This is a genomic window from Thalassospira xianhensis MCCC 1A02616 (genome assembly GCF_003326475.1).
GTDB lineage: Bacteria > Pseudomonadota > Alphaproteobacteria > Rhodospirillales > Thalassospiraceae > Thalassospira > Thalassospira xianhensis.
Genome location: NZ_JPWA01000013.1, coordinates 70,050 through 96,194, shown reverse-complemented (window position 1 = coordinate 96,194; position 26,145 = coordinate 70,050). Strand labels below are relative to the sequence as shown.

The window sequence follows — 26,145 nt, the reverse complement described above, 5'->3', positions numbered from 1 at the left end:
TGGCGCTGACTTTGGTGGACGGCATCCGCTGACACCGTTATAAGGCGGTTATGAACGGTATTCCTTTTGTCAAAATGCATGGTCTGGGAAATGATTTCGTTGTCTTTGACGGACGACGCGATCCCGCTGTGCTTGATCTTGATAACGCGACCGCGGCCCGTATCGCAGATCGCAAGACCGGAGTCGGTTGCGACCAGTTGATCGTGATCGAACCGGCGCGTGACGAGCTTGCCGATGCCTTCATGCGCATTCGCAATAATGACGGCGGTGAGGTCGAGGCCTGCGGCAACGCCACGCGCTGTGTCGCCAACATTGTCATGGGCGAACTTGGCCGCAAGGATGTCATTATTGAAACCGTTGTTGGCTTGCTTGATGCCAATGGACTGGCCGATGGCCGTGTCACCGTTGATATGGGGCAGGTCAGGCTGGACTGGCGCGATATCCCGCTGGGTCAGGCGGTCGATACCAACCATATTCCGTTGTCCCTGGGCGGCCTGTCGGATGCGGTCGGTGTTAATGTCGGCAATCCGCACGCAGTGTTCTTTGTCGACGATGCCGAGTCGATTGATATCGAAAAGCTTGGACCCGTCCTTGAACATCACGAAATGTTCCCCGAACGAGCCAATATCGAGGTGTGCAGCATCATCAGCGAAAACCGGATTCGCATGCGGGTATGGGAACGCGGTGTCGGTGTGACGCGCGCATGTGGCACGGGTGCCTGTGCTGCCGGTGTTGCGGCTGCGCGCCGTGGTTTGACGGGCCGGAAAACTGAAATCATTCTGGATGGCGGTCCGCTGACCATCGAATGGCTGCCCGATGACCATGTCCTGATGACCGGGCCGGTTGCGACCAGCTTCTCGGGCTTTTTGCACGGATCCCTTCTGGGACAGCATTGATTGGATTTATGGTGCCGACCCCGTGAGCAACATGACGGGTCGGTGTCGTTATGAACGGGTTCTCCGTTCACCCCATGTCGGGACGCCCCCTCCCGTCTTTTGTTAAACTCAAAAGCAGGTTCAGATAATGGCTGACTTCAATACGCTTGACGGTGTCAATGTCGCTGGCAAGCGCGTTTTGCTGCGCGCTGATCTTAACGTTCCGATGAAAGACGGCGTTGTGGGTGATACCACCCGCATCGAACGTACGGTTCCGGGGCTGATCGAACTGGCAGATGCCGGTGCGAAACTGGTTGTGATTACCCATTTTGGCCGCCCCAAGGGCGAACGCGTTGCCGAAATGTCGCTTAAGCCGGTTGCCGATGCTCTTGCCAAACAGCTTGGTCGTCCGGTGAAATTTGCCGATGACTGCATTGGTGTAGCGGCGGCAGACGTGGTGAACAGCCTTAAGGACGGCGAAATTGCGGTTCTGGAAAACCTTCGCTATCACGCGGCAGAAGAAAAGAATGACCCGGCCTTTGTTGCTGAACTGGCGAAGCTTGGCGATATTTACGTCAATGATGCCTTTTCCTGCGCGCACCGTGCGCACGCCTCGACCGAGGGACTGGCGCGCAAGCTTCCGGCCTATGCCGGTCGTCTGATGCAGGCCGAACTCGAAGCTCTTGGCAATGCGCTTGAAGCACCGAAACATCCGGTGATGGCAATCGTTGGCGGTGCCAAGATTTCAACCAAGCTGGACCTTCTGGGCAATCTGGTTGCCAAGGTTGATCAGCTGGTTATTGGCGGTGGCATGGCCAATACCTTCCTTGCGGCCAAGGGTGTCAATGTTGGCAAATCGCTGTGCGAGCATGACCTTCTGGAAACCGCGCGCGAAATCTTTGCCAAGGCCGAAGCCGCCAATTGTGAAATCGTTTTGCCGGTTGATGGTCTGGTCGCCAAGGAATTTAAAGCGCATGCCGATCACACGGTTTCCGACATCAATAATGTCGAAGCCGATGGCATGATCCTTGATGCCGGGCCGAAAACCATTGTCGATCTGAACAAGCGCCTTGAGACTTGCGAAACGCTGGTCTGGAATGGTCCGCTGGGGGCGTTTGAAATCGCACCGTTCGATACGGCGACGGTTTCCGTTGCACAGCAGGCGGCGAAACTGACCAAGGCTGGCAAACTTTTGTCGGTTGCGGGTGGTGGGGATACGGTTGCGGCCCTTCGTCATGCCGATGCCGATCAGGATTTCTCCTATGTCTCGACGGCGGGCGGTGCCTTCCTCGAATGGCTTGAAGGTAAAGAGCTGCCGGGGGTTGCTGCCCTGCGTGACTGATCCGCAATCTGCCGGTTCTTAAATGCAAAACCCCGCCGATTGGCGGGGCTTTTGTTATCCGGGCAGGCTGTTGTTTGCTGTTTGGGCGATGATTGTATCGCGATCTTTCAGGAAGGCTGCATAACCATTATCCATCATTGCACTGGCCAGTTCGATATAGACGGCAAACAGGCGTGACAGGGTATCGGTTTCTTCCGGGTCAAGGATTGCCAGAAGTTCAGCCGACCGGGCCTGTCCGGTTTCAAAATGTTCCCACGCGCGTTCCAGAAGGATGGTGCCCAACCGATCCAGATCATCATATTTCTTCTGCCCGATGGCATTTCGGATTTCGCCAAGCGTTATATCGGCGGCAATCAGGATTTCGGCCGGTATCGTCACCAGCCTGTCGGGACCTTTGATATCGTCGGGCAGGTCACGCAGGATATGCACCACATAACAGAAAATTGCCATGTCGCGCGCGTGATAGAGCGGCGGATTGGTCAGGGGCGATGTATATCCGATCTCGTTATCGAATCGTGCCGAGAGCAGATAGACAAAAATCGATGCCGGGGCCGCCGTTGCCCCCTCGCAATAGGCAATGAAATCGTCCCATTCATCCATCGGGTCTTCGGCAACATCGCGGCGCAATGCATCGGCCAGATCAACCCACGGATCAACTTCCAGGTCGCTGCGTCCCAGTGTCAGACGCAGGGCATCGAAAACCCGCTGGTTGAGCGGGCCGCTTTCGGGATGGGGATTGTCGTTATCCTTCTTGGCTGCTTCGATTTGTTGCTGCCACTGGTCAATCGCGATCAGGGTATCTTCGCGGGCATAGTCCCGTTCATGATCGGTCAGTTCAAGGAACCCGTCATCGACGATATCATCAATCACCCGCATCGACGCATAGGCGGCCAGAAAGAAACGTTGCCGTTCCGGACCAAGGCGCATGGCCGCACGATACAGATTGGCATTTTTGGCTGCGGCAAGGTCGTTGCAGGCGGAAAAGGCGTCGGCATTCGGCCCGTCTATCGGTGCTGGCGTGGTGGTCATGCTTCGCGTCGTCTTTCCCTAATGAGTCCTGACCCTAGGAGTCATACAGCCTCGTTCGGGCTGACAAAAGGGTAATTGAGCATCGCGTGCAGGATTGGTTCAAAGCGGGCTCAGAATTCCAGACGATAACCCGCCGTCAGGCCAAGCATTGCATCGAACCGGTCTGGTTCTGCTGCATTGGGGCCTGATGAAAGGTCGCTGGTTACACGGCCGTGCAATCCGATCCAGATATCCTGGAACGGCATGTAGGACAGGCTTGCCGCAATGCCTGCATCATCTGTTCCCGCAGGATTGCTTGAAAAGTTCTGACTGTACACGCCACCGGGACGATGCGTTGGTGTCACATCGTAATCATTGCCCGATCCGATGCTGGCACTTTGCCCAATCGGGCCATTCAATTCGAAAACCGGACCGAAGGCAAAGCCAAGATCGGGACGTGGCGCAAAACCGATTCCAATCTGGGCGGCAATACCGTTGCTTGATGTGGGCTGGCTGTCCATTTCAAGCCAGAAAAGGGACTGGTCACCCTCGGAATCGCTGGCGGGATTGCCCAGCACGATCCCGCGATTGCCTCGCGTGGAAAAATAGTTGCGCATGCCACCCGGGGATGCGGGCGGTAAAATACCGGGAACCAGCGAATTGGGGGAGCCATCGATTTTGGGCAAGCCAATCGATACACCGGTTCCATCTGGCGTGGCAGTTAGTGTCGACTGTGCTTGGGCCGTTTGCGAAAACCCGCTTGCCATCACAGCAATTGCAAGGCTTGCAATCGGCCACATTATTGGACGTGATACATTCATGCCTCGTATCCCGACAGCCTGATCCCAGTTGATGCACATCCCCTTGTGCGAACAAATACTGGATGTTTCCGGTCCCGGCTTTATCAGTCGGTGAGGAACGCCTTGATGGCTTTTATCTGTTCCTCGTCATTCAAGTGGGGTGCGTGACCACAATTTGCCACTATTAAAACTGGCATTTCCGGTTTTTGTTCCCGCATTTTTTCTACGATAACGGGCGGGATCAGATCAGATTTCGCACCACTGATCAGCATTACGGGGCATGGAAGGGCGTTGAATTGATCCCAGGCATCAAAGGAATCAATATGTTCGGCAAAAACGCGCATCACTTCGGGATCGTAATGCATCATGAAATTTCCGTTGGGCATGCGCCGGACGGAACGCGCAGAAATAAATGACCATGTGGCTTCGTCAGTGATCCCGAACGGCGCATAGACCAGTTTGACGATTTCCTCCACATCATGAATTGTTTCGAACTCGGGCGTTGTGCCGACATATGACTTGATGCGGGCAACGGCGGTCGGATCAAGTTCCGGGCCGATATCGTTTAAAACCAGCTTTTCGATCCATCCGGCAGCTTCGGCTGTAACGGCAAGCCCGATCAGCCCGCCCATCGACGTGCCGATCCATTTGCAGCTTGAAATTTTGAAATATTCAAGCATTTCAAACGTCTGTGCGACGTAGAAAGGCAGGGTATATTCGCTGTCGGGATTCCTGGCCCACCCGGAAAGCCCGCGTCCGATCATGGATGGGCACAGGACGAAATAGGAATCAGTGAAATGTGGGGCGACATCATCGAAATCATCGGCCAGCCGCGCCAGACCGTGGCTCATGACAAGGGCCGGTTTATCCGGTGTGCCCCATGTCCGGACATGAACTTCATAACCGCAGCAGGGAATAAAATGATCACGAAAGGCGGGCATGGATTGCTCCTTCGGATGCCCGCCAATAAAACGGCGTGTCGGACTTATGCGTCGCGTTTGCGGGCTATCATGAATAACCGGTTGAACGGAAACAGGGTGATGCCATCTTCACGCGGGGGATAGACCTGTTTCAAGCGGGTTTTGTATTTTTCGCAAAATGCGGCGCGCGCATTATCGTCGGGCAGGGCGGCCAGAACCGGTCGCAAGGCGGTTGACGAGGTCCAGTCAAACACAGGGTCTTCACTATGCAAGACATGGCAATACTGGGTCTGCCAAAGATCAATGGCATCACAGTCCGGGGAAAGAACATCGAAATAGTCGCCTGGCCGCATGATCCGGATTTGCTGGGTTGCTTCGGCAACGGCGTCGCGCCATTCAATTCCGGCTTCGCCAATCAGCTGATGACTGGGGGCCAGGAAATTGTTCGGCACCTGAATGGCCAACAAGCCGCCGGGCCGTAAAAATCGTGTCAGCCGCGGGAACAGTTTTGCATGTTCGGGAACCCATTGCAGGGCGGCATTGGAAAACAGGATATCGATTGGCTCGTCAGGCTCCCATTGCGCGATATCAGCCTGTTGCCATTCTATATTTTCACCGCGTGTGCTGGCGGTTTCGAGCATTTCCGATGATGAATCAATCCCGACAATACGGACATCGGGATTTTCTGGTGTCCGATACGCCTGATCTAGCAATGCGGTGATTGAACCCGGTCCGCAGCCAAGGTCGACAATGTGACGCGGTACAAAGCCATCCGCCGGCTTGGGCAGGCGGGCGATCAGATCTTTGGCCGGGCGGCGGCGTTCATCGCCAAACAGGCCGTAGCGAACGGGATCCCAGTGTGTATTGGTCATACCCTGATCCATACCGCGCATGGTCCTGAAAGAAAACCTTTAAGGCGATGCGAACCGTTTCGGCGTTACTTATGGGAGTCCTTTTCCTGCTGGTCATAATGTCCCTTGATCAACTGGAACATGAACAGCACCGCGCCGATGAATAGTGCCAGACCCACAAAATACGAGTAGCCGTCAAGCGAACCCGAGGCATAGAACAGGCCAAAAAGACCTACCACGATCGTCAGAACACCGAAGATCAAGCGATCTGCACCCATCTTAGAACTCCTCTAAACTTCTGATGTATCTTGATTTTCTGCAATCTAGCGCTTTGCGCGCAGTGATCAAGAAATAACGTGGCGTCTTATGCCGTCCCCGAATTTCGAATTCTTTGAGGTACATCACGAAAGATTTCGACCAGTTGCAAATAAACCGGTCTTTTGAACGGCACGATCAGATCGGGCAAAGTTCCGAAATCGGTCCAGCGCCACGCGTCGAATTCGGGATGAGGCGCATCGATTTTGATATGTTTTTCCTTGCCGGTAAAGCGCATGGCGAACCATTTCTGTTTCTGGCCACGATATTTGCCTCCAAATGCCTTGCCGATCAGATGGTCGGGCAGGTCATAGGTGAGCCAGTCGGGGGTTTCGGCAATGATGTCTGCCCTGTCGGTTCCGATTTCCTCAGACAGCTCGCGCCGTGCGGCCTGTTCTGCAGTTTCGCCGTCGTCGATGCCGCCCTGCGGCAATTGCCATGCTCCTTCAAATCCGATCCGGTTGCCGATCCAGACCTGTCCATCATCATTGAACAGCGCAATCCCGACGCATGGACGATAAGGTAAATCTTCCGCTGTCAGGCCAGCTCCGCCGGTACTTTCGATCGGCTGATCCTTGTCCGGCTTGGCAGCTTTCTTCGACTTGCTACCTGATTTCTTGGCCATTTTTACCCCCTGTCCGCGTTTACGCGTCAGCTATGCTGTCAATTCTCGATTGTTTCATTTGCGCCGTCGCCGGTATCTTCCGGGGCGGCATTCTGCTGCGCACGTTCTTCGGCCAGTGCCGCTTCACGCCGGGCGGCTTCCGCCTCGACCGCAGATTGCGGTGTGACCTGCATCTTTGCAAGGGCCGAAACCGGTGCAAGCTGAACCCCTTGACGCGCAAGCCGTGCCGACCAGTTGCGAAGGCGCTGAATGGTGACCGGATAGGATTGCGCGATCCCGATGGCGACACCATTGCTTTTTGCCTGCTCAACCAGATCGTTCAGGCGGGCGTCAATTTGCCGTCGGCTTGGTATTTCGTCGATCATGATATTGCCTATGGCATTCGGGGTGTCGGCATTCGATGCCAGTTGTGCGCCAAGACTGATCGATCCTGAATTCGTGCCTTCAACATACATCAGGCCCGTCCGGTCGATGAACTCGATAACCGGGCGGATGGCACTGTCAAGGCTGCCAAACTTTGATCCAAGATAACTGACCACACCAGCATAGCCGGGGAATCGCGCCAGCAACCATTCCAGCCTGACAAGGTTTTCACCTTCCGGAAGGCTCGTCAGAAGCGCACGCGGACCGGGATCGGACAGCGGGAAGTCGATTGGCTCCATCGGCAACTGCAAGAATACTTCGTGACCCATCGCCCGTGCATTGGCCGCGACCTCGGGCAGATTGTTCGAATAGGGTGACAGCGCCAGCGAAATGTTCAGCGGCAAATCTTCGATTGCGGCCTGTGTTCTGTCACTATTCAAGCCGATACCGGTTACAATGATACCGACATAGGGTTGGCCTTCAACCACGTCAAACGGGCGTTTATAAGCATCAAACGGTGTCGTGCCATCATCGGCAATTCGCGGAATGCGGCCAAAGCTGCCTTCCTCATCCAGACCGGGAATGGGGGCCGGGCGCAAGGGATCTGGCTCTATGGGCTGATCAAGTGCGCCTTCCTCGGCAAGGGCGGCAAGTTCTTCGGGGGTCGGTGTTGTGCTGCCGTCGGTCGTGCCATCCTGTCCCGGTGTTCCAACCAGATCGGCAACGCCTTCAAGCTGTTTGGCAATGTCTTCTGCATTTTGCGGTTCGCCGGACTGGTTGGTGCCGGCATTGGCAAGGGCCTCCTGCTCGGCACGGGTGCGTTCTTCAACGTCACGCACGCCCTTGGCGATTTCTTCCTGAAGTTCGCGTTCGGAACCGGGAACAGCAGCGATTGTTTTCGGACTGCCCAGATGGAACAGCCGCCATCCGGTTTCTGGATCAAGGATCGGGATCAGGCCAATTGCCGCGGCCCCGATGGGGCTTAGAAACAGGGCAATGATCAGGAGCTTGGACAACCACCAGCGCCGCGATGGCGGACGCTTGGGCAGGCGTTCCCACTGGACCTCAATCGGCAGCTCGTTAAAGGGAAGATCCTCGTCAGACAGGGTGTTTGAAACATCATCTGTTTCTTCATCGCCCATGTCATCGAGAGGATCCCGTTCCTTCTTTCGGCCAAACCGCAAGGATTTTATGAGTTTCCTGATCACGAAAGGTCAGTCTCTTTCGGTATTCGGTTCGCACCTCACCCTTGCGGGCGGGGTGCGAACAGGGCAATGCCCCGGATCATGTCAAGTGCACGTGACAGCTGATAATCCTCCAGCGCGATTTCCTCGGCGGCACTGCGGCGATCATTTGCATCGCTTTCGGCATTGCTGATGGTTTCGTCCTCGTTGCGCAAGGCACCGTTAAGGTCGGCTTCGGATCGGCGCTGGGCGGCTTCGATGCTCTCTACACGTGCTTGCGGTACGATGATGTCAGGCACAATGCCGACTTCCTGGATCGACTTACCCGACGGCGTGTAATAGCGCGCTGTGGTCAGACGAAGTGCCACGTTGCCCGGCATCGGCAGGATGGTCTGAACCGATCCCTTGCCAAAGCTGCGCGTTCCCATGATGACCGCCCGGCGGTGATCCTGAAGGGCACCGGCAACGATTTCCGATGCGGATGCCGAACCATCATTGACCAGTACAATCATCGGAAGTCCGTCGGCAAGATCACCCGGACGGGCGTTGTAACGTTCGGTGTTTTCGGTATCGCGCGGACGGGTTGATACGATTTCACCCTTGTCCAGGAACGCGTCCGAAACCGAAATCGCCTGATCAAGCAATCCACCGGGATTGTTACGCAGATCAATCACAAGGCCCTTCATTTCCGGACCGATCTGATCGCGCATATCGGTGATCGCACGTTGCAGGCCACTATAGGTTTGTTCGTTGAATTTGGTGATGCGGATATACCCGACATCGTCCTTCGCTTCGGAGCGGACCGACTGGATTTTGATTACGGCCCGGGTCAGCGTCACGTCAAACGGTGCGGCTTCGCCCTTGCGCATGATGGTCAGGCGGATATCGGTATTGACCTTGCCGCGCATCATCTCGACCGCTTCGTTCAGGCCAAGGCCACGGATCGGTGTGCCGTCGATATGGGTGATGTAATCGCCCGGCTGCAAACCGGCTTTTTCGGCTGGCGTGTCATAAATCGGGGAAATGACTTTGACAAAGCCTTCTTCCATCGTGACTTCGATGCCAAGCCCGCCAAATTCGCCGCGGGTATCAACCTGCATTTCCTCGAAATTATCCATATTCAGATATGAGGAATGTGGATCAAGCGATGTGAGCATGCCGTTGATCGCAGCTTCAATAAGCTGTTTGTCATCGACTTCTTCGACATATTTCGATTTCACTTGTTCAAACACATCGCCAAACAGGTTTAGCAGCCGATAGGTTTCGGCCGACGTTGTTGGTGAAGATTGCGCCAGCGCGGGCGAAGCAAGGCCCAAAGTCATGCCGGTAGCGAGTGCGAATACTGCCAATCGAGAGGTTTTCATCCACTTACCTTGCCGTTTTTCGAGGCCAGCCAGGGAAGCGGATTGACCGCTTCGCCGTCATGGCGCATCTCCAGATAGAGTTTAGGCGATATTTCACCCATTATTCCAACAGGTTCGCCCGCCAACAAATACTGTCCTACCACACTGTCGAGCCGATCAAAACCGGCGATAAGACTATGGTATCCTTCGCCATGTTCGATAATCAAGAGGCGGCCATAGCCACGGAAGGGCCCGGCGAATACAACTTTGCCGTCAAAGGGTGATACGACTTGCGCGTTCGGGCGCGTGTCGATCTCGATCCCCTTGGAATGTGTAACCGCCAATCCGTCCGGTCCGCGCGACCGTTCGCCAAACAGTGTAACGACCTTCCCGCTTGCTGGCATACGCAATTGTCCGTGTGCCAACGTGATCGAACTGCCAACAGCCATTTCTTCATCGGCGGCGTTTGAAGGTTTGCTTGCCGGGGCCGTCTTGTCGGTAGGCGGGGCGGGTGGCTCGTTTCTGGCAATGGTCGATGGGGGCGGGGCAGGTTTGGGCTCTTCGCGTTTGGCAATCTGGCGTTCCGGTTTCATGCGGGGTTCGGGAACGCCTTCTGCCCGATTTTTCAGGCTTTCCAGAAGATCGCCAAGTGATTTTGCCTCGGTCGCCAATTCATTGACGGCGCGCGATGCCATTTTGGCCTCAGCCTCGGTTTCCGAACGCAGTTTGCGCTTTTCGTTAAGCAGGGAGGCCAGTGACTGGCGTTCTGCCTGTAATTCTTCGGTGGCGGATGCCATTTCGCTGCGCCGTGAACGGATATCTTCGCGAAGGGTGCCGATTTCTTCAAGTTCGGCCCGCAGATCGCGTGCATGCTGCTCGACGCCCGGCAGGGCGGCCTTTAACAGGATGGCTGACCGCAACGTATCCTGCGGGCTGGTCGGAAGGGCGATCACGGCTTCGGGTGGGGTGGTCGACAGCCGCTGCAGCGCCATCAGAATGCGGGCATATTGCCCGGCTTTGTCTTCAAGGCTGGTGGCAGCGCGCTTTTCGCGGATTTCAAGTTTGGCAAGCTGGTCTTCAAGCTCGGTCAGCTTTGTTTCAAGGCGCTGGGCCCTTCTGGCGACCGAAATGGCCTCGGATTGAAGCGCCTGTTCCTCGGTCCAAAGCTCGCGTGATTTGCGTGACAGGAATTCTTCCTGTTTCTGTTGTTCGGACAACTGGCTTTCAAGTTTATCAAGCTGGCTGTCCACTTTGCGCAGCGATTGGGCAAAAGAAGGCGCAGCCCCGCCCGCAATCATGGCTGCAATCACAGCCAGCGCAGGCAGGGCGGTATTGGAACGCAGATCAGCTCGCAAGAAGCGCATCATTCCCTTTCAAGCCCTTGATCAACGGTTTGCCGGTCATTTCCTTTGGCTGCGGCAGGCCAAGAAGCTGAAGCAACGTTGGTGCCACATCGGCAAGTCGGCCATTTTCCAGAGTGACACCTTCCGGCCCGTTTACCAGTATGGTCGGGACCAGATTAAGTGTATGTGCGGTGTGCGGTTCACCGGTTTCCGGATCGACCATCATCTCACAGTTCCCGTGATCAGCGGTAACGAACATCACGCCGCCTACCGATTTAACCGCATCGACAACCTGCCCAAGGCAGGTGTCAACTGCTTCGGCGGCTTTCATGGCGGCTGAAAGAATGCCGCTATGGCCGACCATGTCGGGATTGGCAAAGTTCAGAATGATCGCGTCATAGGTTTCTGCGCTGATCGCAGCCACCAACTTTTCGGCCACTTCCGGGGCCGACATTTCCGGTTGCAGGTCATAGGTCGCAACCTTGGGCGAGGGTACCAGAATACGGTCTTCGCCCTCGAAAACCTGTTCTTCACCGCCGTTAAAGAAGAAGGATACATGCGGATATTTTTCGGTTTCCGCAATGCGCAACTGTTTCATGCCCGCCCTGGAAACAACTTCGCCAAAGATATTTGGCAACACCTGCGGCGGATAGATCGCATCCATATATTTCGCGTGGTCAGATGAATATTCGACCATGCCGGCCTGTACGGCAAATTTGATCGGGGTGCCACGGTCAAACCCGTCAAAGTCCGGTGCGCAGATGGCGGCCAGAATTTCACGCGCGCGGTCGGCTCGGAAATTGGTCATCAAAAGCCCGTCGCCGTCTTTCATGCCGTCATAATTACCGATTACGGTCGGCAGAACGAATTCATCCGTGGTGTCGGCATCATAGGCTGCCTTGATCGCAGCTTCGGCACTTTCGGCGGTACGGCCATCGGTGTAGTTTTTACCCTGCACCATCGTGAAATAGGCCTGGCTGACACGTTCCCAGCGATTATCGCGGTCCATCGCGTAATAGCGCCCGGTAACGGTCACGATTTCAACATTGGCATCGCCAATCAGCGCACGGAATTTTTCAAGGAATTTAGCGGCACTTTTGGGCGCGGTATCACGGCCATCCAGATAGGCGTGGATTTTTACCGGCACACCGGCTGATGCGATGATTTTGGCAAGGGCTGCCATATGAGCCTGATGGGAATGCACACCGCCTTCGGACAGAAGTCCCGCGATATGGCAAACACCACCGCTTTCTTTGAGTTTGGCGATGACTTTTTTGACCGTGTCGGTTTCTGCGATCGAACCGGTTTTGACCGCGTCGTCAATTTTCGGCAGTTCCTGCATCACAACCCGGCCTGCACCCAGATTCATATGGCCGACTTCCGAATTGCCCATCTGTCCTTCGGGCAGGCCGACATCCAGACCACAAGCCTTCAAAAAACCGGTCGGATTATTGGCATAAAGCGCGTCCCAAACAGGGGTATTGGCCAATGCAACCGCATTGTCCTTGCTTTCCTCGCGATATCCCCAGCCATCCAGAATGCACAGCACCACCGGACGCGGGCGCTTTACGGTATTTGATACAGTCACAATCATAATCCCACGAAGTAAGGTACACGAAATAAGGTAAAAGGCTGAATTACCGGTAAAGATGGTTATTTTCCGGTAATTTCACCATCCGTACAATGACGCCGGGCGCGGTGGGTCCGCCATCAGACGCTGTCAATCAAAGCATTTTCAACGCGCAATCTATCATGAATGGGGGCATTGAACAGCCTTCCGGCCGGGTATTTTTTGTGCGGTTGCAAAGCTGCTTTTTGACAAGGCTTGCCACCTGCCTGTAATCTGGCCTGCAACGGTGATACCTCGAATAACCGCGATGGGAGAGCCCGATTTGATCCCGCGATCAAATCGGCGCCGAAGGAGCAATAGCCCCGAAAACTCTCAGGCAGATGGACCGTTGCGGATTGAGGCTCTGGAGAGAGAAAGCGGTACGGGGCCAAAGCCCTGCATCATCTTTCCACCGAAGGATGAAGCCATGGCGTCAAAGACTTGTTTGTTTTTGGCGGCAAGGCGCACAATCTCAGGTCAAGGGACAGAGGGGGCAAGACACCGGTTCTATAACGTCGTGCGGCATTGTTTCGCATGACAAAGAGCCGTGGGAGGCCCTTTTGACCGAAGAAAAAAATCAACGTCCGCAAGACGTTAACCTTTCCGTTGTCGATCTCTATACCATCGGCATCGGGCCATCGAGCTCGCATACGGTCGGCCCGATGCGGGCGGGCTATCGTTTCTGTCTGGAACTTGAAGCCCGCAATCTGCTTGAAAAAATCGGCTCGGTAATTGTTGATCTTTACGGATCGCTTGCCTTGACCGGCAAGGGCCATGCCACCGATACCGCAGTGATCATGGGGCTTTCGGGGGAACGACCGCGTTCGGTTGATCCTGACCGGATCGCGCCGACGATGGATGCGATTGACAGGGACCGCGAATTACAGCTTTACGGTCGGCATCCGGTTGCGTTTAACCGCGATACCAACCTTGTGTTTCACATGGCCGAAAGCCTGCCCGAACACCCCAATGGTATGCGCATCACTGCCTTCGACCATGATGGTGTTGTTTTGCACAAACAGGAATATTTTTCGGTCGGGGGTGGGTTTATTGTATCGGGTGATGATCGTGGAGCGGAATATTCCGGCGATAACATCACGCTGCCTTATGCTTTTTCGTCGGCCGATGAATTGATGGCGATCTGCAAACAGGAAAAGCTGTCGATTGCCGAAGTCATGGCCGAAAACGAGAAAAGCTGGCGCGAACCCGCCGAGACCGAGGAATTCGTGGACCGTGTGCATCGCGCGATGATGGATTGTATTGAACGGGGCTGCAAAACCGATGGGATTCTGCCCGGTGGGCTGAATGTCAAACGGCGCGCGCGGAAGCTATATCTTGAACTGACCGAACGGCCTGAAGCCGGACTTAAGGACCCGTTGACCGTGATCGACTGGGTCAATCTTTATGCCCTTGCCGTGAACGAGGAAAATGCTGCCGGTTCGCGGGTGGTTACGGCCCCGACCAATGGGGCGGCAGGCGTGATTCCCGCCGTTCTGCGCTATTACGAACGGTTCGGGGCCAATGTCACGCAGGGCAAAATACGCGAATTCCTGTTAACAGCGGCGGCCATTGGTTCGATCTATAAAAAGCGTGCGTCGATCTCGGCGGCCGAAGTCGGTTGTCAGGGTGAGGTCGGTGTCGCCTGTTCGATGGCAGCAGGGGCGCTTTGTGCGGTCATGGGCGGCACGCCCGAACAGGTTGAAAACGCCGCCGAGATTGGCATGGAACATAACCTTGGCCTGACCTGTGATCCGATTGGCGGTCTGGTGCAGGTGCCCTGCATTGAGCGCAACACCATGGGGGCGGTCAAGGCGATCAATGCCGCCCGTCTGGCGATGCGTGGTGACGGCCAGCATACCGTGTCACTCGACAAGGTGATCGAAACCATGCGCCAGACCGGCATTGATATGCAAAGCAAATACAAGGAGACCAGCCAGGGTGGGCTTGCGGTCAATGTCAACGTCGTTGAATGCTGAGCAGCCTGCAAAAGTGTTCTCAAACACCCCCGAAGCCATTGTTTCGGGGGTGTTTTGCATCCGGCCCGATTCTTGCCACCTTGACCCTGCATTCTGATATCATTGAATAATCAGAAACGGGGCAAAGACCCCGAACAGGTTGGGCAAAGCATGAAAAAGAAACTGTTCCGTATCTATATTGCGGTCAGTCTGGATGGCTATATCGCACGTACCAATGGTGCAGTTGACTGGCTCGATGATTTCGATCCGGCGGAGTTTGATTTCGAGGGCTTTCTGGGCACCGTGGGAACTCTGATCATTGGACGGAAAACCTTTGATCAGGTGATGGAATTTGGCGAGTGGCCATATGAAGACCGTCGCACGATTGTTCTGACATCTCGTGATTTACCCGATAACCGTCCGGCCAATACCGAGGCCTATGGTGGTAGCCTTGTCGAACTGGCAACACAGCTTCGCGACGACAGGTCCGACACTGGCGATGTCTGGATCGTCGGCGGGGCCAGTGTCGTGACCCAATTCCTGTTTGGCGGGCTTGTCGATCAGCTTGAAATGTTCATCATCCCGGAAATTCTGGGCGATGGCATTCGACTGTTTGGCCGGGACGCTGCGGGCACAACACCGAAATTGGTGGCATCTGAACATTACAAATCCGGTGTTGTGCGCATGCAGTATGATTTGCGCTAAGGCTGGTTACTTCAAGGTTTCCAGCTTTTCGGCAATCTTTGACGAAAGTTCGCGAAGGGCGTTAACAGCATTGCTTTGCCAGTCGCTGTCGAGGACCATCTGCATTTTTTCCTGATAGCTGTCGATGACCGTAATCGGTTCGCCCTTGTTCAACTCGGTGCCCTTCAATGTCACTTCCGACTTGTTATGCACCGTGACCTGCCAGAAACCGGGTTCAAACCATGACCAGAACTTGATCAGGTCGGCGTCCACGGCATCCGCGTCGTCATATTCGGCGTCACCGGGTTCGAGGACGCGGTAGCCAGCCTGTTTAAAGCCGTTTGAAATTGCCTTGTTGACGGCTTCGGCAACGGTTTTACCTTCGGGGAGCAAAACATCCCCCATCGCCATTCCGTAACCATTGCGTTTGCGGGCATAGGCACGCGACGTAAAGGTGACATCATCAATTTCGTCATTCGACAGTGACGGAATGTCTGGCGTGGATGGATCAATCTCGAACTGGCGTTTGTCTTCGACCGAAACGATTTTGACGGCTGGACCGGTCGCCGGGTTTTCGATTTTGGCTGGTTCCTGAATTTCGACAACGCTACGCGAAGCTGCGCACGCGCCGGTAAGCATCGCCAGGCCGATAATGGCAGCGATCTTTAAGTACCTGGTTTGCATCGTTAATTCCCCTTCTCAAACAGATAAAGGAATACTCACGGACAAATTTTGAAACAACTTATCCAAGAGTGGGGGGGAAACGATGCTTTTGGTGATTTTGGAGGTTATTCCCGGTGATAGGGATGATTGGTCTGGATGGCGTGGGCGCGGAAAAGCTGTTCGGCAATCAGGGCGCGCACCAGCATATGTGGCCATGTCGCCTTGCCAAGAGACCAAAGCGTATTGGCGCGCGATTTGATGGCGTCCCCATGCCCGTCGGCCCCGCCAATGGCAAAGGCAATGTTTCCGGCATACTGATCGATCCAGCCTTCAAGCTTTGTCGCAAAATCGATGGAACCGTATTCGCGCCCGCGCTCATCAAGCGCGATCAGAAAGGCATTATCGGGAATAACGCCCAGCAAAAGCTCTGCCTCGCGGTCTTTAAGCTGATTGGGCGGAAGTTTTTTCTTTTCTTCGACTTCCCGCACGGCAAAGGGCCAGCGCAGGCGCGCTGCGTAATGGTCAAAAAGATCTTTTTCGGGGCCGTTCTTTATTCGGCCCACTGCAGCAAGGGTAATTTGCATCTTTCCGATCCGGTTCCGGCCCGCCTTGGGGGGCACCGATGGCCAATCCCCGCGGTGGTCAGGGCAAACCGGGGCGGACTGTATTAATACAGCCGCGCCGCCTGCTGTTTAAGCGCCGGGTTCTCAACGCCCCACATCTGTTCGATGTTGTAGAACGCGCGAACTTCCGGGCGGAACAGATGAACGATGACATCACCGGCATCAACCAGCACCCAGTCACCCTGCTCCTTGCCTTCAGCCATTGCTCGGCCCTGGCCGGCATCTTTCAGCTTTTCGACAATATGTTCTGCCATCGACGCCACCCGTCTGGAGGATGAGCCGGTTGCAATGATCATATGATCGGCAAGGGAGGTTTTATCGGTCAGATCAATGGTGACAAGGTCTTCGGCCTTGTCGTCTTCGAGCGTGCTCTGAATAAGGGCAAGGAGCTCGCCCGGGGTCAGAGTCTTTTTTGCGGTACCTATGGTCGCCACCTCAATTTACGCGAGAAAGCCCAATCCGTTTCGGATTCGGGAAATTCCCGCCGGTCAAACCTGCCATCTGCCTTCGGCGCGGATTGCGGTCGAAGAGGCCGGATGGCGCTTTATTGGCAGGTAAACCCAGGCCGGAACATCGAGATCGGCCAGCAAACCCGCCCTGTCCGATGGGATGCGCCAGCGTTCCATACGCTTGGCTGCCGTCCCGGACAATGCCTTGTTAGAATACCCCTCACGGTCAAGGACCGCAATGGGAGCGCGCAAAATCAACCTGTCCCACCATTTCCATTTATGAAACTGGGCCAGATTGTCCGCCCCCATCAGCCATACGAACCGCGTTCGGGTAAAACGACGCTGCAAGGCTGCGAGAGTGTCGGCCGTATAGCGGGTTCCAAGTTCTGATTCAATTGCAGAAACAACAATGCGGGGATGCTTTGCCATCATCAGTGCCGAATCGAAGCGGTCGGCAAGGTCTGCCATGCCCTGCGTGGGCTTGAGTGGGTTTTGCGGCGACACCAGCCACCAGACCGCATCAAGACGCAGGCTTTTCAACGCTTCGAGCGATATATGCAGATGCCCTTCATGCGCCGGATTGAATGATCCGCCCAGCAATCCGACGCGGGGTGGGGCACTATGACTTCTGGGCGTCGAAAAGCTCATGGGCGGGTCTGGCCGGTGCCGCGCACGATGTATTTATAGCTGGTCAGCTGTTCGACTCCGACGGGGCCACGTGCATGCAGTTTACCCGTCGAAATGCCGATTTCAGCCCCCATGCCAAATTCGCCGCCATCGGCAAACTGGGTCGATGCGTTGACGATCACGATGCCGGAATCAATACCGTTCAGGAAGATCGCGGTCGCATCGGCATCCTCGGCCAAAATGGCGTCGGTGTGATGTGATCCATATGTGTTGATATGGTTGACCGCCTCATCGACGCCATTGATGACCTTGATCGATACAATCGCATCAAGATACTCGGTGACCCAATCCTCGTCCGTTGCGGGCAGGATGCGGTTGTCAGCTTTCTGCGCGCTGGCATCGCCGCGCAATTCGCAACCCTTGTCGGCAAGGGCGGCGGCAATTTTCGGTAACAGATCATCGGCAACCGCCTGATCAATCAGGATGGTTTCGGTCGCACCGCAAATGCCGGTCCGGCGCATTTTGGCATTCACGACGATATCGACGACTTTGGACTGGTCCGCACTGGTATGGATATAGGTATGGCAAAGCCCTTCCAGATGCTTGAACAGCGGAATGCGGCTTTCATCGGTAATCCGCGATATCAGCGACTTGCCGCCGCGCGGGACAATGACATCGATGTAATCGGACAGTTTCAGCATCTCGCCAACGGCGGCGCGATCCGTCACCGGGATCATCTGAAGGGCGTGTTCAGGCAAACCGGCATCAAGAATACCTGCAAGCATGCAATCAAAAATCGCACGTGATGAATTGAAGCTTTCCGAACCGCCGCGCAGGATTGCGGCATTGCCCGATTTGATGCACATGGCACCTGCATCGGCCGTCACATTCGGGCGGCTTTCATAAATGATGCCGATCACGCCAAGCGGCACGGACACGCGTGCGATATCAAGACCGTTGCGCTCGGGGCTCCAGCGGGCAAGCTCGCGACCCACCGGATCGGCAAGGTTCGCAACCGCCTCGACACCGGACGCCATGCTTTCGATACGTGCGGGATCAAGCGCAAGGCGGTCCAGCAATGCGGGCGTCAGGCCCTTGGCACGACCTGCTTCCATGTCACGCGCATTGGCGGCCAAAATGATATCGGCATTTTCGCGCAATTTGCGTGCGGCTATCTTAAGGGCGGCGGTTTTTGGTTCGGACGGGACCTGTGCCAGTTTCAGCGAAGCTTCACGGGCATTGATGCCCATGTCGCGCATCAATGCTGTGATGTTCTGGTTTTCGATGCTGGCAAGTGCCGTCATGGTCCTGGTTCCGTTCCTTGAAGATGTCCCGCGGGCCGGAATTTCCCGGGCGGGCTTATCGTAATTTTATCGACAATTTGACAAAATATCCCTCTGACCGCGCAACTGCAATCATCTAGGAACGATAAATCAATGTTTTGCGAACTATCCCGTAGACGGCAAGACATGCTTTCTTGTCCGGCTTGCTTGCCAAATCATTGAATACGGGCCATCTGTTGTTTTGGGAAAGCGGGACGTCAATCAGAAAGTCGGGGCTGTGTCGGACACGCCACATGGTACCCACCAGGGGATAAGAACTTGAAAAACATGGGTGATAACCAGCCATCAGCCCGCGCTGAATTTGGTGTTGTTAAAACTTTTTTGCCGTATTTGTGGCCGCGTGGCGAGTTCGAGCTCAAGACCCGTGTGGTTATCGCCCTGCTGTTTCTGGTCGGGGCGAAGATCGCCAACGTTTATGTCCCGGTTCTGTATAAATACGCGGTTGATGCTCTTGGTGGCGGAAAAGCCGGCGCCGGTTCCGCAGGTGCTGACACGACTTCCCTCATAGTGGTTCCGGTGGGGATGATCGTCGCTTACGGGCTTGTGCGAGTCTTATCTTCGGCCTTCGGGGAATTGCGCGACGCCGTCTTTGCCAAGGTCGCACAACGCGCCATCCGGACATCCGCCCTTGGCGTTTTTGAACATCTGCATGCCCTGTCACTGCGGTTCCATCTGGATCGTCAGATGGGCGGTCTTTCGCGCGCCATTGAACGCGGGGTCAAGGGGATTGAATTCCTTTTGTCCTTCATGCTGTTTAACATTCTGCCGACCCTGCTTGAAATCTTCATGGTGTCGGGCATTCTGTGGGTGCTTTATGATTTCTGGTTCGCGCTGATCACGTTTGTCACCATCGTGATCTATATCGCGTTCACCCTGATCGTCACCGAATGGCGCATGAAGTTCCGCCGCGAAATGAACCAGCGCGATGACGAAGCGAACACCAAGGCCATCGACAGCCTGATCAACTACGAAACGGTCAAGTATTTCAATAACGAGGATCACGAATCCCGTCGTTATGATAACGCCCTGCGCGGCTATGAAACGGCTGCGGTGAAGTCACAGGAATCCCTGTCCAAACTCAATATCGGGCAGGGTGCGATCATTGCGGTCGGTCTGGTTCTGAACATGCTTCTGGCGGCCAAGGGTGTTCAGGATGGCAATATGACCGTAGGCGATTTTGTTCTGGTTAATACCTATCTGCTGCAGCTTTACATGCCGCTCAACTTCCTTGGCTTCGTCTATCGTCAGATCAAGCAATCGCTGACTGACATGGAACGCATGTTTTCGTTACTCGACGTCGAAAAGGAAGTTGAAGACAAGATCGGGGCACCGGCACTGGCTTGTGGCGAGGCGGCAATCCGGTTCGAGGATGTCAAATTCGCCTATAACCCTGATCGTCAGATTCTGAAAGGTGTCAGTTTCGATGTCCCGGCGGGCAAAACCGTTGCCGTTGTCGGGCCAAGCGGGGCGGGCAAATCGACTCTGACCCGCCTGATGTTCCGTTTCTATGATGTCTCATCCGGGCGGATCACGATTGACGGGCAGGATATCCGTGATGTGTCGCAGACATCCTTGCGTCGCTCAATTGGTATCGTGCCGCAGGATACGGTCCTGTTTAACGATACGATTGCCTATAACATTGCCTATGGCCGTCCCGGTGCGGACGAGGAAGAAATCACCAATGCTGCCAAACTCGCCAGTATCGATGGTTTCATCGCCGGTCTGCCGCAGGGCTTTAAAACCATGGTGGGTGAACGCGGACTTAAACTTTCCGGCGGCGAAAAACAGCGTGTGTCGATTGCGCGTATGTTACTGAAACGTCCGAAAGTCATGATCTTTGACGAGGCAACATCGGCCCTTGATACCCGCACCGAAAAAGATATCCAGCAGGCCCTTCGCGATGTGTCGCGCGGGCATACGACGCTTGTGATCGCGCACAGGCTTTCGACCGTGATTGATGCCGATGAAATCATCGTGCTGCGTGACGGGCAGGTCGCCGAACGCGGCCGCCATCAGGACCTTCTGGCACAGGACGGCCTCTATGCCGAAATGTGGGCCCAGCAGCAGGAAATCCGCGAGGCCGAAGAAATCCTTGCCCATGCCGGGGAAGCGACCACTTAGGACGTCTTTTTACTGGAATCCTTCGGTTTCAGTCCCCACTATAAAACCGGACGGCATTGGGAGCCGTCCGGTCGGGGGAAGAAACAGGGGGGGGGGGGAAGGAAATGACCCAAAAAGGCCAACATGATCATGATGGGCATGATCACCACCATCATGAGCTGGATGAAGGCGTTTATCGCGGTAATCACGCACCCGAAATTGACCGGATGCGCCGTAATATACTGGTCGGGCTTGGCATGTTGCCGCTCGCGGCCATGGTGCTTAACCCGGTGCGGCAGGCCTGGGCGATCAGCAATGAGGTCAATATCCGCGAAGACGGGCAATATCGTTACATCCGCTCCAACGCGATCCCGGATCACGCGACCGGTAGCTTCCCCAATCGTCACAATCCCAACAGCATAAAAGCGCAGTCGCTTGAGTTTCGTCTGTCGGTCAATCCGCAAAGAACCGGGCGGTTTATGCCAAACACGCACGGTCTGTTCGGGATTGCGGTAAATGGGGTACCATTTGATCCCTTCACCGCTGAATACTGGCAACGTGATCGGCAATCCGGATGGCGGTACGAGGCGATATCGCCCACCCTTGATCTTGGTCTGGATGAAAACAACGCCCATGTGCAGCCTGACGGCACCTATCACTATCACGGCATGCCAAAGGGCCTGATCAAAAGCTGGTCACCGGAACAGCATTCAATTCGCATCGGTTTTGCCGCTGACGGGTTTCCGATCTACGCCCTGTTTGGCTATCGCGACCCTGCGAAACCAGATGCTGGGATCAAGGCGCTGAGTAGTTCGTGGCGTGTGAAAAAAGGTGCGCGTCCGGGCGGACCGGGTGGCAGTTATGATGGCACCTTTGGCGAGGATTATGAATTTATCCCCGGCCTTGGCGACCTAGACGAAGCCAATGGTCGTGAAACCGTTACCCCTGAATATCCTGGCGGGACCTATGCGTATTTCGTGACGGAAAGCTTCCCTTTCATTCCGCGCTTTCTTGCGGGCCAATCCGATCCAAGCTTTGCCCGGGGGCCGGGTGGTCTTGGACCGGGCGGTGGACCAGGCGGCCAACGACCCGGCGGTGGTTTTGGCGGGCCAAAAGGCTTTCCGGGGGATCGTCCTCCTCCGCCGCCATTCGGCCGTAACGGTGGTCGCGGGCCGGGTGGTTAAGCCCACTTAGGGCATTGGCCCGAAGACCTGCGTGATATCAAGAAGCCAAAGTGCCGTTGAAATGGTGATGAAGGATAGCAATGTCGCAACCATGAGAGATGCGGCACATAATCCTTCATGGCCATAACGTTGCCCAAAGATGGCGTAGATGCTCAGCATCGGAGAACAGGCGAAACTGACTGCCGCAATCTGTAAAACCGGTTCCATTGGCGGCAGTATCCAAACCAGAGTGAATACGGCAACCGGATGCAGGACCAGCTTGCCGAAGACAATGCGGGCCATGTCAATCCGCATGCCTTTCAGCTTCAACCCGACCAGTCCTGCACCGATGACAAACAGGGCCACCGGGCCGGATGCCATGGCCAGCATATCGATTGCCTTCAGGGCCGGACCGGGCAGATTGATCCCTGTAAGGGCAAGACAAAGCCCAATAAAAATCGCAATGATGATTGGTGTCTTGCAAAGGCTTTTTATCGCATTGCCAAGAACGTGAAGGCGGCCGTGGCCATTGTTATTGGCACTGTCACCAAGAACAAGAACAAGCGGCATCATTACTAGTGTTTCGATCATCACACATAGTGCAAGCGCGATTGCTGCCGGTGGGCCAAGCACCTGTACCGCCACCGGATAACCGATAAAACCGCTATTGGAAAAGGACATGCCAAGACCCTGCAGTGTCGCATTGGCAAAGGATTTCCGCGCAATAAAGCGTGTATAGGCGATGCCCAGCGTCAACATGATCAGCGACCCGCCGCCATAGGCGATCAGAAATTCGCCGTGAATGATTTCGGCCGGTTCGCGCCCCGATAGCGTCTTGATCAGAAGGGCAGGCAGGGCAAAATTCATCACGAACGCGCCCATGCCGCGCGCCACATCCTGCGATATGATATTTTGCCGGACCGCGAAATAGCCCAAGGCGATGATCAGAAAGATGGGGCTGGTGATAGCCAGAACGTCAAGCATGTGATGGCATGTCCCGAAATCGGCGTGGGTATCTGATCAACAGATCGCTCATACGTCAAAAATATTTGATTTCATTACATATCCCGTGCAATGGCAGACGGGTCAAGAAATGGAATGGATTTATCAATGAACCAACCGGTAATGGATTGGCCCAAAAGCCTGATGCCCGACGCCTTTCGTGGTCTTGATGTTCTGCAATCCGTTTCCGTGCGCGGTCAAAAGGCCGCCCGTCTGCTTATACAGCATGGCGTATGGGACGGACTTGCCGGGTTTGATCCCATTGTTGCCGGAACTTTTCCGATCAATCTCGATATCGACGGATCGGATATCGACATTCTCTGCTATTGCCCGGGATTTGGCGGTTTTGAAGCCCGTGCACAGTCGGCCTTTGGTCATCTTGATGGTTTTGGGCTGCATCACCGTCCGGCGACGCAGCATGTCGGTCCGGCTATTGTCGTGCGGTTTGTTCTGGGTGATCTTCCGGTCGAAATTTTTGCCACCGGCACACCATCGCAAAGCCAGTTCGGCTTTCGCCATATGCTGGTCGAGGCGCGCGTGGTTGCCCTTCTGGGCGAGAGTTTTGCATCAGACATCCGGCAATTGAAACGCGAAGGCGTCAAAACCGAGCCTGCCTTTGCCAGCCTGCTCACGCTGGGTGGGGATCCCTATATCGCGCTTGATGGATTATATGACCTAGGGCCGGATGCCCTGCGGGATTGGGTCAGGGCCGCGATCAACCCTTAAGATCGTCGAGACTGCCAAATGAATCAAGTGCGCGGTAACGTACGGTATCACGCCCGCTTTCCTTGGCCTCATAAAGGGCCTCGTCGGCAATTCTAAGGATGTCGTGAGGCTCGTACTGTCCCGTTGATTCATTGGATATCCAAGTCGCTCCGACACTGACTGTGATCGGAACGGGATTGCCGTTCATATCGCTGACCCGGCATTGATCTCGCACCGTATCGCACAGCTTGTAACCCAGATACATGGTCTGTTCGAGGCGAAGCCCCGGCAGGATACAGACAAATTCCTCGCCACCGAACCGGCCGACAATGTCATGATCGCGCAGGCTGGATGACATGATTGCGGCAATCTCTTGTATCACCTTGTCACCGATCAGATGGCCATAGCTGTCATTGACCTTTTTGAAATGGTCGATATCGAGCATGAAGATACCCGCCGAACCCCCTTTTATCCGCGAACTTGACATTTCGCGCGCCAGCAATTCCTCAAGCCCGCGGCGGTTCCACACCCCGGTCAGGCTGTCGATCATCACGTCGCGATGGGCGGCATCAAGGTCGGCCAGAAGCTGTTTCTGGCTGCGTTCGGTATAGCGCAGCGCCAGAACGGTTTCGACCCAGTGGGCCAGATCCTTCAGGGTTTCGATTTCGCTATCTGAGAAATTGCGTGTTTTTGAATCGATAATGCAAAGCGTGCCAAGCTTGAAACCTTCCGCGTTCGCAAGCGGAACACCGACATAAGACCGGATATGAGGGGCACCCGCTACCAGCGGATTGTCGCTGAAACGCTCGTCATTGATTGCATTGCCAACGACAAGCGGCGCGTCATGCATGATGGCATGACCGCAGAACGAAATATCGCGCGATGTTTCGGACGCGCTCAGATTGACCCGGGATTTGAAAAACTGCCGATCACCATCAAGCAGCGAAATTGCCGTAAACTCGGTCTTGAAAATGCGTTCGGCCAGACGCGTGATCCGGTCAAGCTCCGGGTCGCGAGGTGTCGACAGAATACCCATGCTTTCAAGCGATTTCTGCCGTTCGCTTTCGTTTTCCGGTATCGGTGCAACTTTCAAGCCGAATCTCCTGTGACGACATTGATCTATTTTAGGTAGAATCTAGTGTCGTTCAAGTAGTCCTTTGGTGCGGTCTTTCAACGGTTCAGCATTGAAGACAACCCTGTCACGGCCGCTGTATTTTGCGCTATAAAGTGCCTCGTCCGCCGTTTCAAAAACCGCCTTGCGGTTGATCGGGCCCATAACAGGCGAAAGCCACGTCGCCCCGATGGAGATTGTTAGATCAAGTGTTTTACCCTCGCTGGTTTCAATCGGGGTATTGCGCAGGATATCGCAAAGTTTCTGGGCGATTTTCGGTGTCATGTCACGCGTCATGCCGGGAATGACACAGACAAATTCCTCGCCGCCGACCCGGGCAATGATATCGTTTTCCCGCAGATGATTTTTGAGCATTCCCGCAATGCTGATGATCACCTCATCGCCGATTAGATGCCCGTGCGTATCGTTGACCGCTTTGAAGTGATCGATATCGCACAACAGAACGCCACAGGGTTCGGGGACCGGTGCGCCATCCGGCGCCAGCTCGCGATCAAGGATTTCGTCAAGTCCGCGCCGGTTCCATAGTCCGGTCATCGGGTCCATCATGCTTTGGCGCACCGCATCATCAAGGTTCTGCAAAAGGCGTTTCTGGCTGAATTGCGCGAACCGCAGCAGCAAAACCATCTCGACAAGATAGGCAAGGTCCTTGAGGTTATCGATATCGCGTTCGCTCATCTCGCGCGGTTTGTTGTCAAAGATGCAAAGCGTTCCGATCGGATAACCCTCGTGATGATGCACAGGCATTCCGGCGTAAAAAATGATCGGTTCGTTGCACGCCACCAACGGATTGTCGCAAAATCGCTGGTCGGCACGCGCATCGTTGATCACCATTGGTCCGGTCTGGGTGATTGCATGTCCGCAGAACGAAATATCACGGCTGCTTTCGAGTTTTTCGAAATTTGCCCGTGATTTGAAAATCTGCCGGTCATGGTCCAGAACCGTCACCGTGGCCGATTTGACGTCAAAGATACGCTTGGCAAGCGACGTGATACGATCCAGTTCCGGTTCTGCATCAAAGGTTGCGATGCGCATTCGCGTAATGACGGCCTGACGTTCGGCTTCGTTATGCGGTATTGGAGCAAGTTCCATTCTTTCCCCCGACCATGCTTCTGCCTTTTAAG

Annotated in this window: 25 protein-coding genes and 2 riboswitches; of the genes, 7 read left to right on the top strand and 18 right to left on the bottom strand. The window is 55.1% G+C overall.

Going from position 1 to position 26,145, the window contains the following annotated elements; genetic code table 11:
• The first annotated feature begins 50 nt into the window (after window positions 1-50).
• Together dapF and TH5_RS12325 are read left to right on the top strand one after the other, a co-directional pair.
• Complete coding sequence (gene dapF, locus TH5_RS12330; RefSeq protein ID WP_114122119.1) at window positions 51-896, top strand: diaminopimelate epimerase; 846 nt, start codon at window positions 51-53, stop codon at window positions 894-896.
• 127 nt (window positions 897-1,023) lie between these two features.
• On the top strand, window positions 1,024-2,217 hold the full coding sequence (locus tag TH5_RS12325) for a phosphoglycerate kinase (protein ID WP_114122118.1): 1,194 nt from the start codon (window positions 1,024-1,026) through the stop codon (window positions 2,215-2,217).
• Between the two features lie 54 nt (window positions 2,218-2,271).
• On the opposite strand, the gene TH5_RS12320 is transcribed toward TH5_RS12325, so the two are convergent.
• The 10 genes from TH5_RS12320 to gpmI form a co-directional block, all read right to left on the bottom strand.
• Window positions 2,272-3,246 (bottom strand): phytoene/squalene synthase family protein, encoded by a 975-nt coding sequence (locus tag TH5_RS12320; protein ID WP_114122117.1) that lies wholly within the window; start codon window positions 3,244-3,246, stop codon window positions 2,272-2,274.
• 110 nt (window positions 3,247-3,356) lie between these two features.
• Window positions 3,357-4,046 (bottom strand): hypothetical protein, encoded by a 690-nt coding sequence (locus TH5_RS12315; RefSeq protein WP_147250098.1) that lies wholly within the window; start codon window positions 4,044-4,046, stop codon window positions 3,357-3,359.
• Window positions 4,047-4,129: 83 nt separating this feature from the next.
• On the bottom strand, window positions 4,130-4,966 hold the full coding sequence (locus TH5_RS12310) for an alpha/beta fold hydrolase (protein ID WP_114122115.1): 837 nt from the start codon (window positions 4,964-4,966) through the stop codon (window positions 4,130-4,132).
• Between the two features lie 44 nt (window positions 4,967-5,010).
• A complete protein-coding gene (locus tag TH5_RS12305; protein ID WP_114122149.1) occupies window positions 5,011-5,817 on the bottom strand; it encodes a methyltransferase domain-containing protein in 807 nt (268 codons plus the stop codon).
• 65 nt (window positions 5,818-5,882) lie between these two features.
• Window positions 5,883-6,074 carry a hypothetical protein gene (locus TH5_RS12300; RefSeq protein WP_062951603.1) on the bottom strand — a complete coding sequence of 64 codons (192 nt, stop codon included), beginning with the start codon at window positions 6,072-6,074 and terminating at the stop codon, window positions 5,883-5,885.
• 86 nt (window positions 6,075-6,160) lie between these two features.
• Window positions 6,161-6,736, bottom strand: a complete 576-nt coding sequence (locus TH5_RS12295; protein ID WP_114122114.1) for an RNA pyrophosphohydrolase — start codon at window positions 6,734-6,736, stop codon at window positions 6,161-6,163.
• A gap of 38 nt (window positions 6,737-6,774) precedes the next feature.
• Window positions 6,775-8,241, bottom strand: coding sequence for a divergent polysaccharide deacetylase family protein (locus TH5_RS12290; protein ID WP_062958779.1), 1,467 nt, complete (start codon window positions 8,239-8,241; stop codon window positions 6,775-6,777).
• A 101-nt stretch (window positions 8,242-8,342) separates the two neighbouring features.
• Window positions 8,343-9,647, bottom strand: coding sequence for a S41 family peptidase (locus TH5_RS12285; protein WP_062951601.1), 1,305 nt, complete (start codon window positions 9,645-9,647; stop codon window positions 8,343-8,345).
• Window positions 9,644-10,993, bottom strand: coding sequence for a murein hydrolase activator EnvC family protein (locus TH5_RS12280; protein WP_244204899.1), 1,350 nt, complete (start codon window positions 10,991-10,993; stop codon window positions 9,644-9,646). Before TH5_RS12280 ends, TH5_RS12285 begins: the two co-directional genes overlap by 4 nt.
• Window positions 10,971-12,563, bottom strand: coding sequence for a 2,3-bisphosphoglycerate-independent phosphoglycerate mutase (gene gpmI, locus TH5_RS12275; RefSeq protein ID WP_114122113.1), 1,593 nt, complete (start codon window positions 12,561-12,563; stop codon window positions 10,971-10,973). Before gpmI ends, TH5_RS12280 begins: the two co-directional genes overlap by 23 nt.
• Window positions 12,564-12,837: 274 nt before the next feature.
• Window positions 12,838-12,937: riboswitch (glycine riboswitch) on the top strand.
• A gap of 3 nt (window positions 12,938-12,940) precedes the next feature.
• Window positions 12,941-13,068, top strand: a riboswitch (glycine riboswitch).
• 70 nt (window positions 13,069-13,138) lie between these two features.
• On the opposite strand from gpmI, the gene TH5_RS12270 reads away from it, so the two are divergent.
• On the top strand, window positions 13,139-14,554 hold the full coding sequence (locus tag TH5_RS12270; RefSeq protein ID WP_114122112.1) for an L-serine ammonia-lyase: 1,416 nt from the start codon (window positions 13,139-13,141) through the stop codon (window positions 14,552-14,554).
• A gap of 150 nt (window positions 14,555-14,704) precedes the next feature.
• Complete coding sequence (locus TH5_RS12265; RefSeq protein WP_114122147.1) at window positions 14,705-15,238, top strand: dihydrofolate reductase family protein; 534 nt, start codon at window positions 14,705-14,707, stop codon at window positions 15,236-15,238.
• A 6-nt stretch (window positions 15,239-15,244) separates the two neighbouring features.
• On the opposite strand, the gene TH5_RS12260 is transcribed toward TH5_RS12265, so the two are convergent.
• The 5 genes from TH5_RS12260 to TH5_RS12240 form a co-directional block, all read right to left on the bottom strand.
• The gene (locus TH5_RS12260) at window positions 15,245-15,901 is read right to left on the bottom strand and encodes a flagellar biosynthesis protein (protein ID WP_114122111.1); all 657 of its coding nucleotides are present in this window, start codon (window positions 15,899-15,901) and stop codon (window positions 15,245-15,247) included.
• A gap of 104 nt (window positions 15,902-16,005) precedes the next feature.
• Window positions 16,006-16,464 (bottom strand): 23S rRNA (pseudouridine(1915)-N(3))-methyltransferase RlmH, encoded by a 459-nt coding sequence (gene rlmH, locus TH5_RS12255; protein ID WP_114122110.1) that lies wholly within the window; start codon window positions 16,462-16,464, stop codon window positions 16,006-16,008.
• Between the two features lie 83 nt (window positions 16,465-16,547).
• The gene (gene rsfS / locus TH5_RS12250; protein ID WP_062951594.1) at window positions 16,548-16,937 is read right to left on the bottom strand and encodes a ribosome silencing factor; all 390 of its coding nucleotides are present in this window, start codon (window positions 16,935-16,937) and stop codon (window positions 16,548-16,550) included.
• Window positions 16,938-16,991: 54 nt separating this feature from the next.
• Window positions 16,992-17,600 (bottom strand): nicotinate-nucleotide adenylyltransferase, encoded by a 609-nt coding sequence (locus tag TH5_RS12245; RefSeq protein WP_062958771.1) that lies wholly within the window; start codon window positions 17,598-17,600, stop codon window positions 16,992-16,994.
• Entirely contained in the window at window positions 17,597-18,883 is a 1,287-nt protein-coding gene (locus TH5_RS12240; RefSeq protein WP_114122109.1) for a glutamate-5-semialdehyde dehydrogenase, read from the bottom strand. The genes TH5_RS12245 and TH5_RS12240 overlap by 4 nt, the downstream gene beginning before the upstream one ends.
• A gap of 306 nt (window positions 18,884-19,189) precedes the next feature.
• On the opposite strand from TH5_RS12240, the gene TH5_RS12235 reads away from it, so the two are divergent.
• Both TH5_RS12235 and TH5_RS12230 read left to right on the top strand, forming a co-directional pair.
• Window positions 19,190-21,043 carry an ABCB family ABC transporter ATP-binding protein/permease gene (locus TH5_RS12235; protein ID WP_114122108.1) on the top strand — a complete coding sequence of 618 codons (1,854 nt, stop codon included), beginning with the start codon at window positions 19,190-19,192 and terminating at the stop codon, window positions 21,041-21,043.
• Window positions 21,044-21,147: 104 nt separating this feature from the next.
• The gene (locus tag TH5_RS12230) at window positions 21,148-22,206 is read left to right on the top strand and encodes a YHYH protein (RefSeq protein WP_147250097.1); all 1,059 of its coding nucleotides are present in this window, start codon (window positions 21,148-21,150) and stop codon (window positions 22,204-22,206) included.
• Window positions 22,207-22,212: 6 nt separating this feature from the next.
• On the opposite strand, the gene TH5_RS12225 is transcribed toward TH5_RS12230, so the two are convergent.
• A complete protein-coding gene (locus tag TH5_RS12225) occupies window positions 22,213-23,169 on the bottom strand; it encodes an AEC family transporter (protein ID WP_114111239.1) in 957 nt (318 codons plus the stop codon).
• A 126-nt stretch (window positions 23,170-23,295) separates the two neighbouring features.
• On the opposite strand from TH5_RS12225, the gene TH5_RS12220 reads away from it, so the two are divergent.
• A complete protein-coding gene (locus tag TH5_RS12220; RefSeq protein ID WP_167443536.1) occupies window positions 23,296-23,913 on the top strand; it encodes a DUF4269 domain-containing protein in 618 nt (205 codons plus the stop codon).
• On the opposite strand, the gene TH5_RS12215 is transcribed toward TH5_RS12220, so the two are convergent.
• Both TH5_RS12215 and TH5_RS12210 read right to left on the bottom strand, forming a co-directional pair.
• A complete protein-coding gene (locus TH5_RS12215; protein ID WP_114122105.1) occupies window positions 23,903-24,985 on the bottom strand; it encodes a sensor domain-containing diguanylate cyclase in 1,083 nt (360 codons plus the stop codon). The genes TH5_RS12220 and TH5_RS12215 overlap by 11 nt on opposite strands.
• A gap of 42 nt (window positions 24,986-25,027) precedes the next feature.
• Entirely contained in the window at window positions 25,028-26,113 is a 1,086-nt protein-coding gene (locus TH5_RS12210; RefSeq protein WP_114122104.1) for a sensor domain-containing diguanylate cyclase, read from the bottom strand.
• Window positions 26,114-26,145: the final 32 nt, after the last annotated feature.

What these genes read in the sequence shown, in the direction of transcription:
- dapF (WP_114122119.1), top strand. Translation starts at nt 51, where the DNA reads ATGAACGGTATTCCTTTTGTCAAAATGCATGGTCTGGGAAATGATTTC.
- TH5_RS12325 (WP_114122118.1), top strand. Translation starts at nt 1,024, where the DNA reads ATGGCTGACTTCAATACGCTTGACGGTGTCAATGTCGCTGGCAAGCGC.
- TH5_RS12320 (WP_114122117.1), bottom strand. Translation starts at nt 3,246, where the DNA reads ATGACCACCACGCCAGCACCGATAGACGGGCCGAATGCCGACGCCTTT.
- TH5_RS12315 (WP_147250098.1), bottom strand. Translation starts at nt 4,046, where the DNA reads ATGAATGTATCACGTCCAATAATGTGGCCGATTGCAAGCCTTGCAATT.
- TH5_RS12310 (WP_114122115.1), bottom strand. Translation starts at nt 4,966, where the DNA reads ATGCCCGCCTTTCGTGATCATTTTATTCCCTGCTGCGGTTATGAAGTT.
- TH5_RS12305 (WP_114122149.1), bottom strand. Translation starts at nt 5,817, where the DNA reads ATGACCAATACACACTGGGATCCCGTTCGCTACGGCCTGTTTGGCGAT.
- TH5_RS12300 (WP_062951603.1), bottom strand. Translation starts at nt 6,074, where the DNA reads ATGGGTGCAGATCGCTTGATCTTCGGTGTTCTGACGATCGTGGTAGGT.
- TH5_RS12295 (WP_114122114.1), bottom strand. Translation starts at nt 6,736, where the DNA reads ATGGCCAAGAAATCAGGTAGCAAGTCGAAGAAAGCTGCCAAGCCGGAC.
- TH5_RS12290 (WP_062958779.1), bottom strand. Translation starts at nt 8,241, where the DNA reads ATGGGCGATGAAGAAACAGATGATGTTTCAAACACCCTGTCTGACGAG.
- TH5_RS12285 (WP_062951601.1), bottom strand. Translation starts at nt 9,647, where the DNA reads ATGAAAACCTCTCGATTGGCAGTATTCGCACTCGCTACCGGCATGACT.
- TH5_RS12280 (WP_244204899.1), bottom strand. Translation starts at nt 10,993, where the DNA reads ATGATGCGCTTCTTGCGAGCTGATCTGCGTTCCAATACCGCCCTGCCT.
- gpmI (WP_114122113.1), bottom strand. Translation starts at nt 12,563, where the DNA reads ATGATTGTGACTGTATCAAATACCGTAAAGCGCCCGCGTCCGGTGGTG.
- TH5_RS12265 (WP_114122147.1), top strand. Translation starts at nt 14,705, where the DNA reads ATGAAAAAGAAACTGTTCCGTATCTATATTGCGGTCAGTCTGGATGGC.
- TH5_RS12260 (WP_114122111.1), bottom strand. Translation starts at nt 15,901, where the DNA reads ATGCAAACCAGGTACTTAAAGATCGCTGCCATTATCGGCCTGGCGATG.
- rlmH (WP_114122110.1), bottom strand. Translation starts at nt 16,464, where the DNA reads ATGCAAATTACCCTTGCTGCAGTGGGCCGAATAAAGAACGGCCCCGAA.
- TH5_RS12245 (WP_062958771.1), bottom strand. Translation starts at nt 17,600, where the DNA reads ATGAGCTTTTCGACGCCCAGAAGTCATAGTGCCCCACCCCGCGTCGGA.
- TH5_RS12240 (WP_114122109.1), bottom strand. Translation starts at nt 18,883, where the DNA reads ATGACGGCACTTGCCAGCATCGAAAACCAGAACATCACAGCATTGATG.
- TH5_RS12235 (WP_114122108.1), top strand. Translation starts at nt 19,190, where the DNA reads ATGGGTGATAACCAGCCATCAGCCCGCGCTGAATTTGGTGTTGTTAAA.
- TH5_RS12230 (WP_147250097.1), top strand. Translation starts at nt 21,148, where the DNA reads ATGACCCAAAAAGGCCAACATGATCATGATGGGCATGATCACCACCAT.
- TH5_RS12225 (WP_114111239.1), bottom strand. Translation starts at nt 23,169, where the DNA reads ATGCTTGACGTTCTGGCTATCACCAGCCCCATCTTTCTGATCATCGCC.
- TH5_RS12220 (WP_167443536.1), top strand. Translation starts at nt 23,296, where the DNA reads ATGAACCAACCGGTAATGGATTGGCCCAAAAGCCTGATGCCCGACGCC.
- TH5_RS12210 (WP_114122104.1), bottom strand. Translation starts at nt 26,113, where the DNA reads ATGGAACTTGCTCCAATACCGCATAACGAAGCCGAACGTCAGGCCGTC.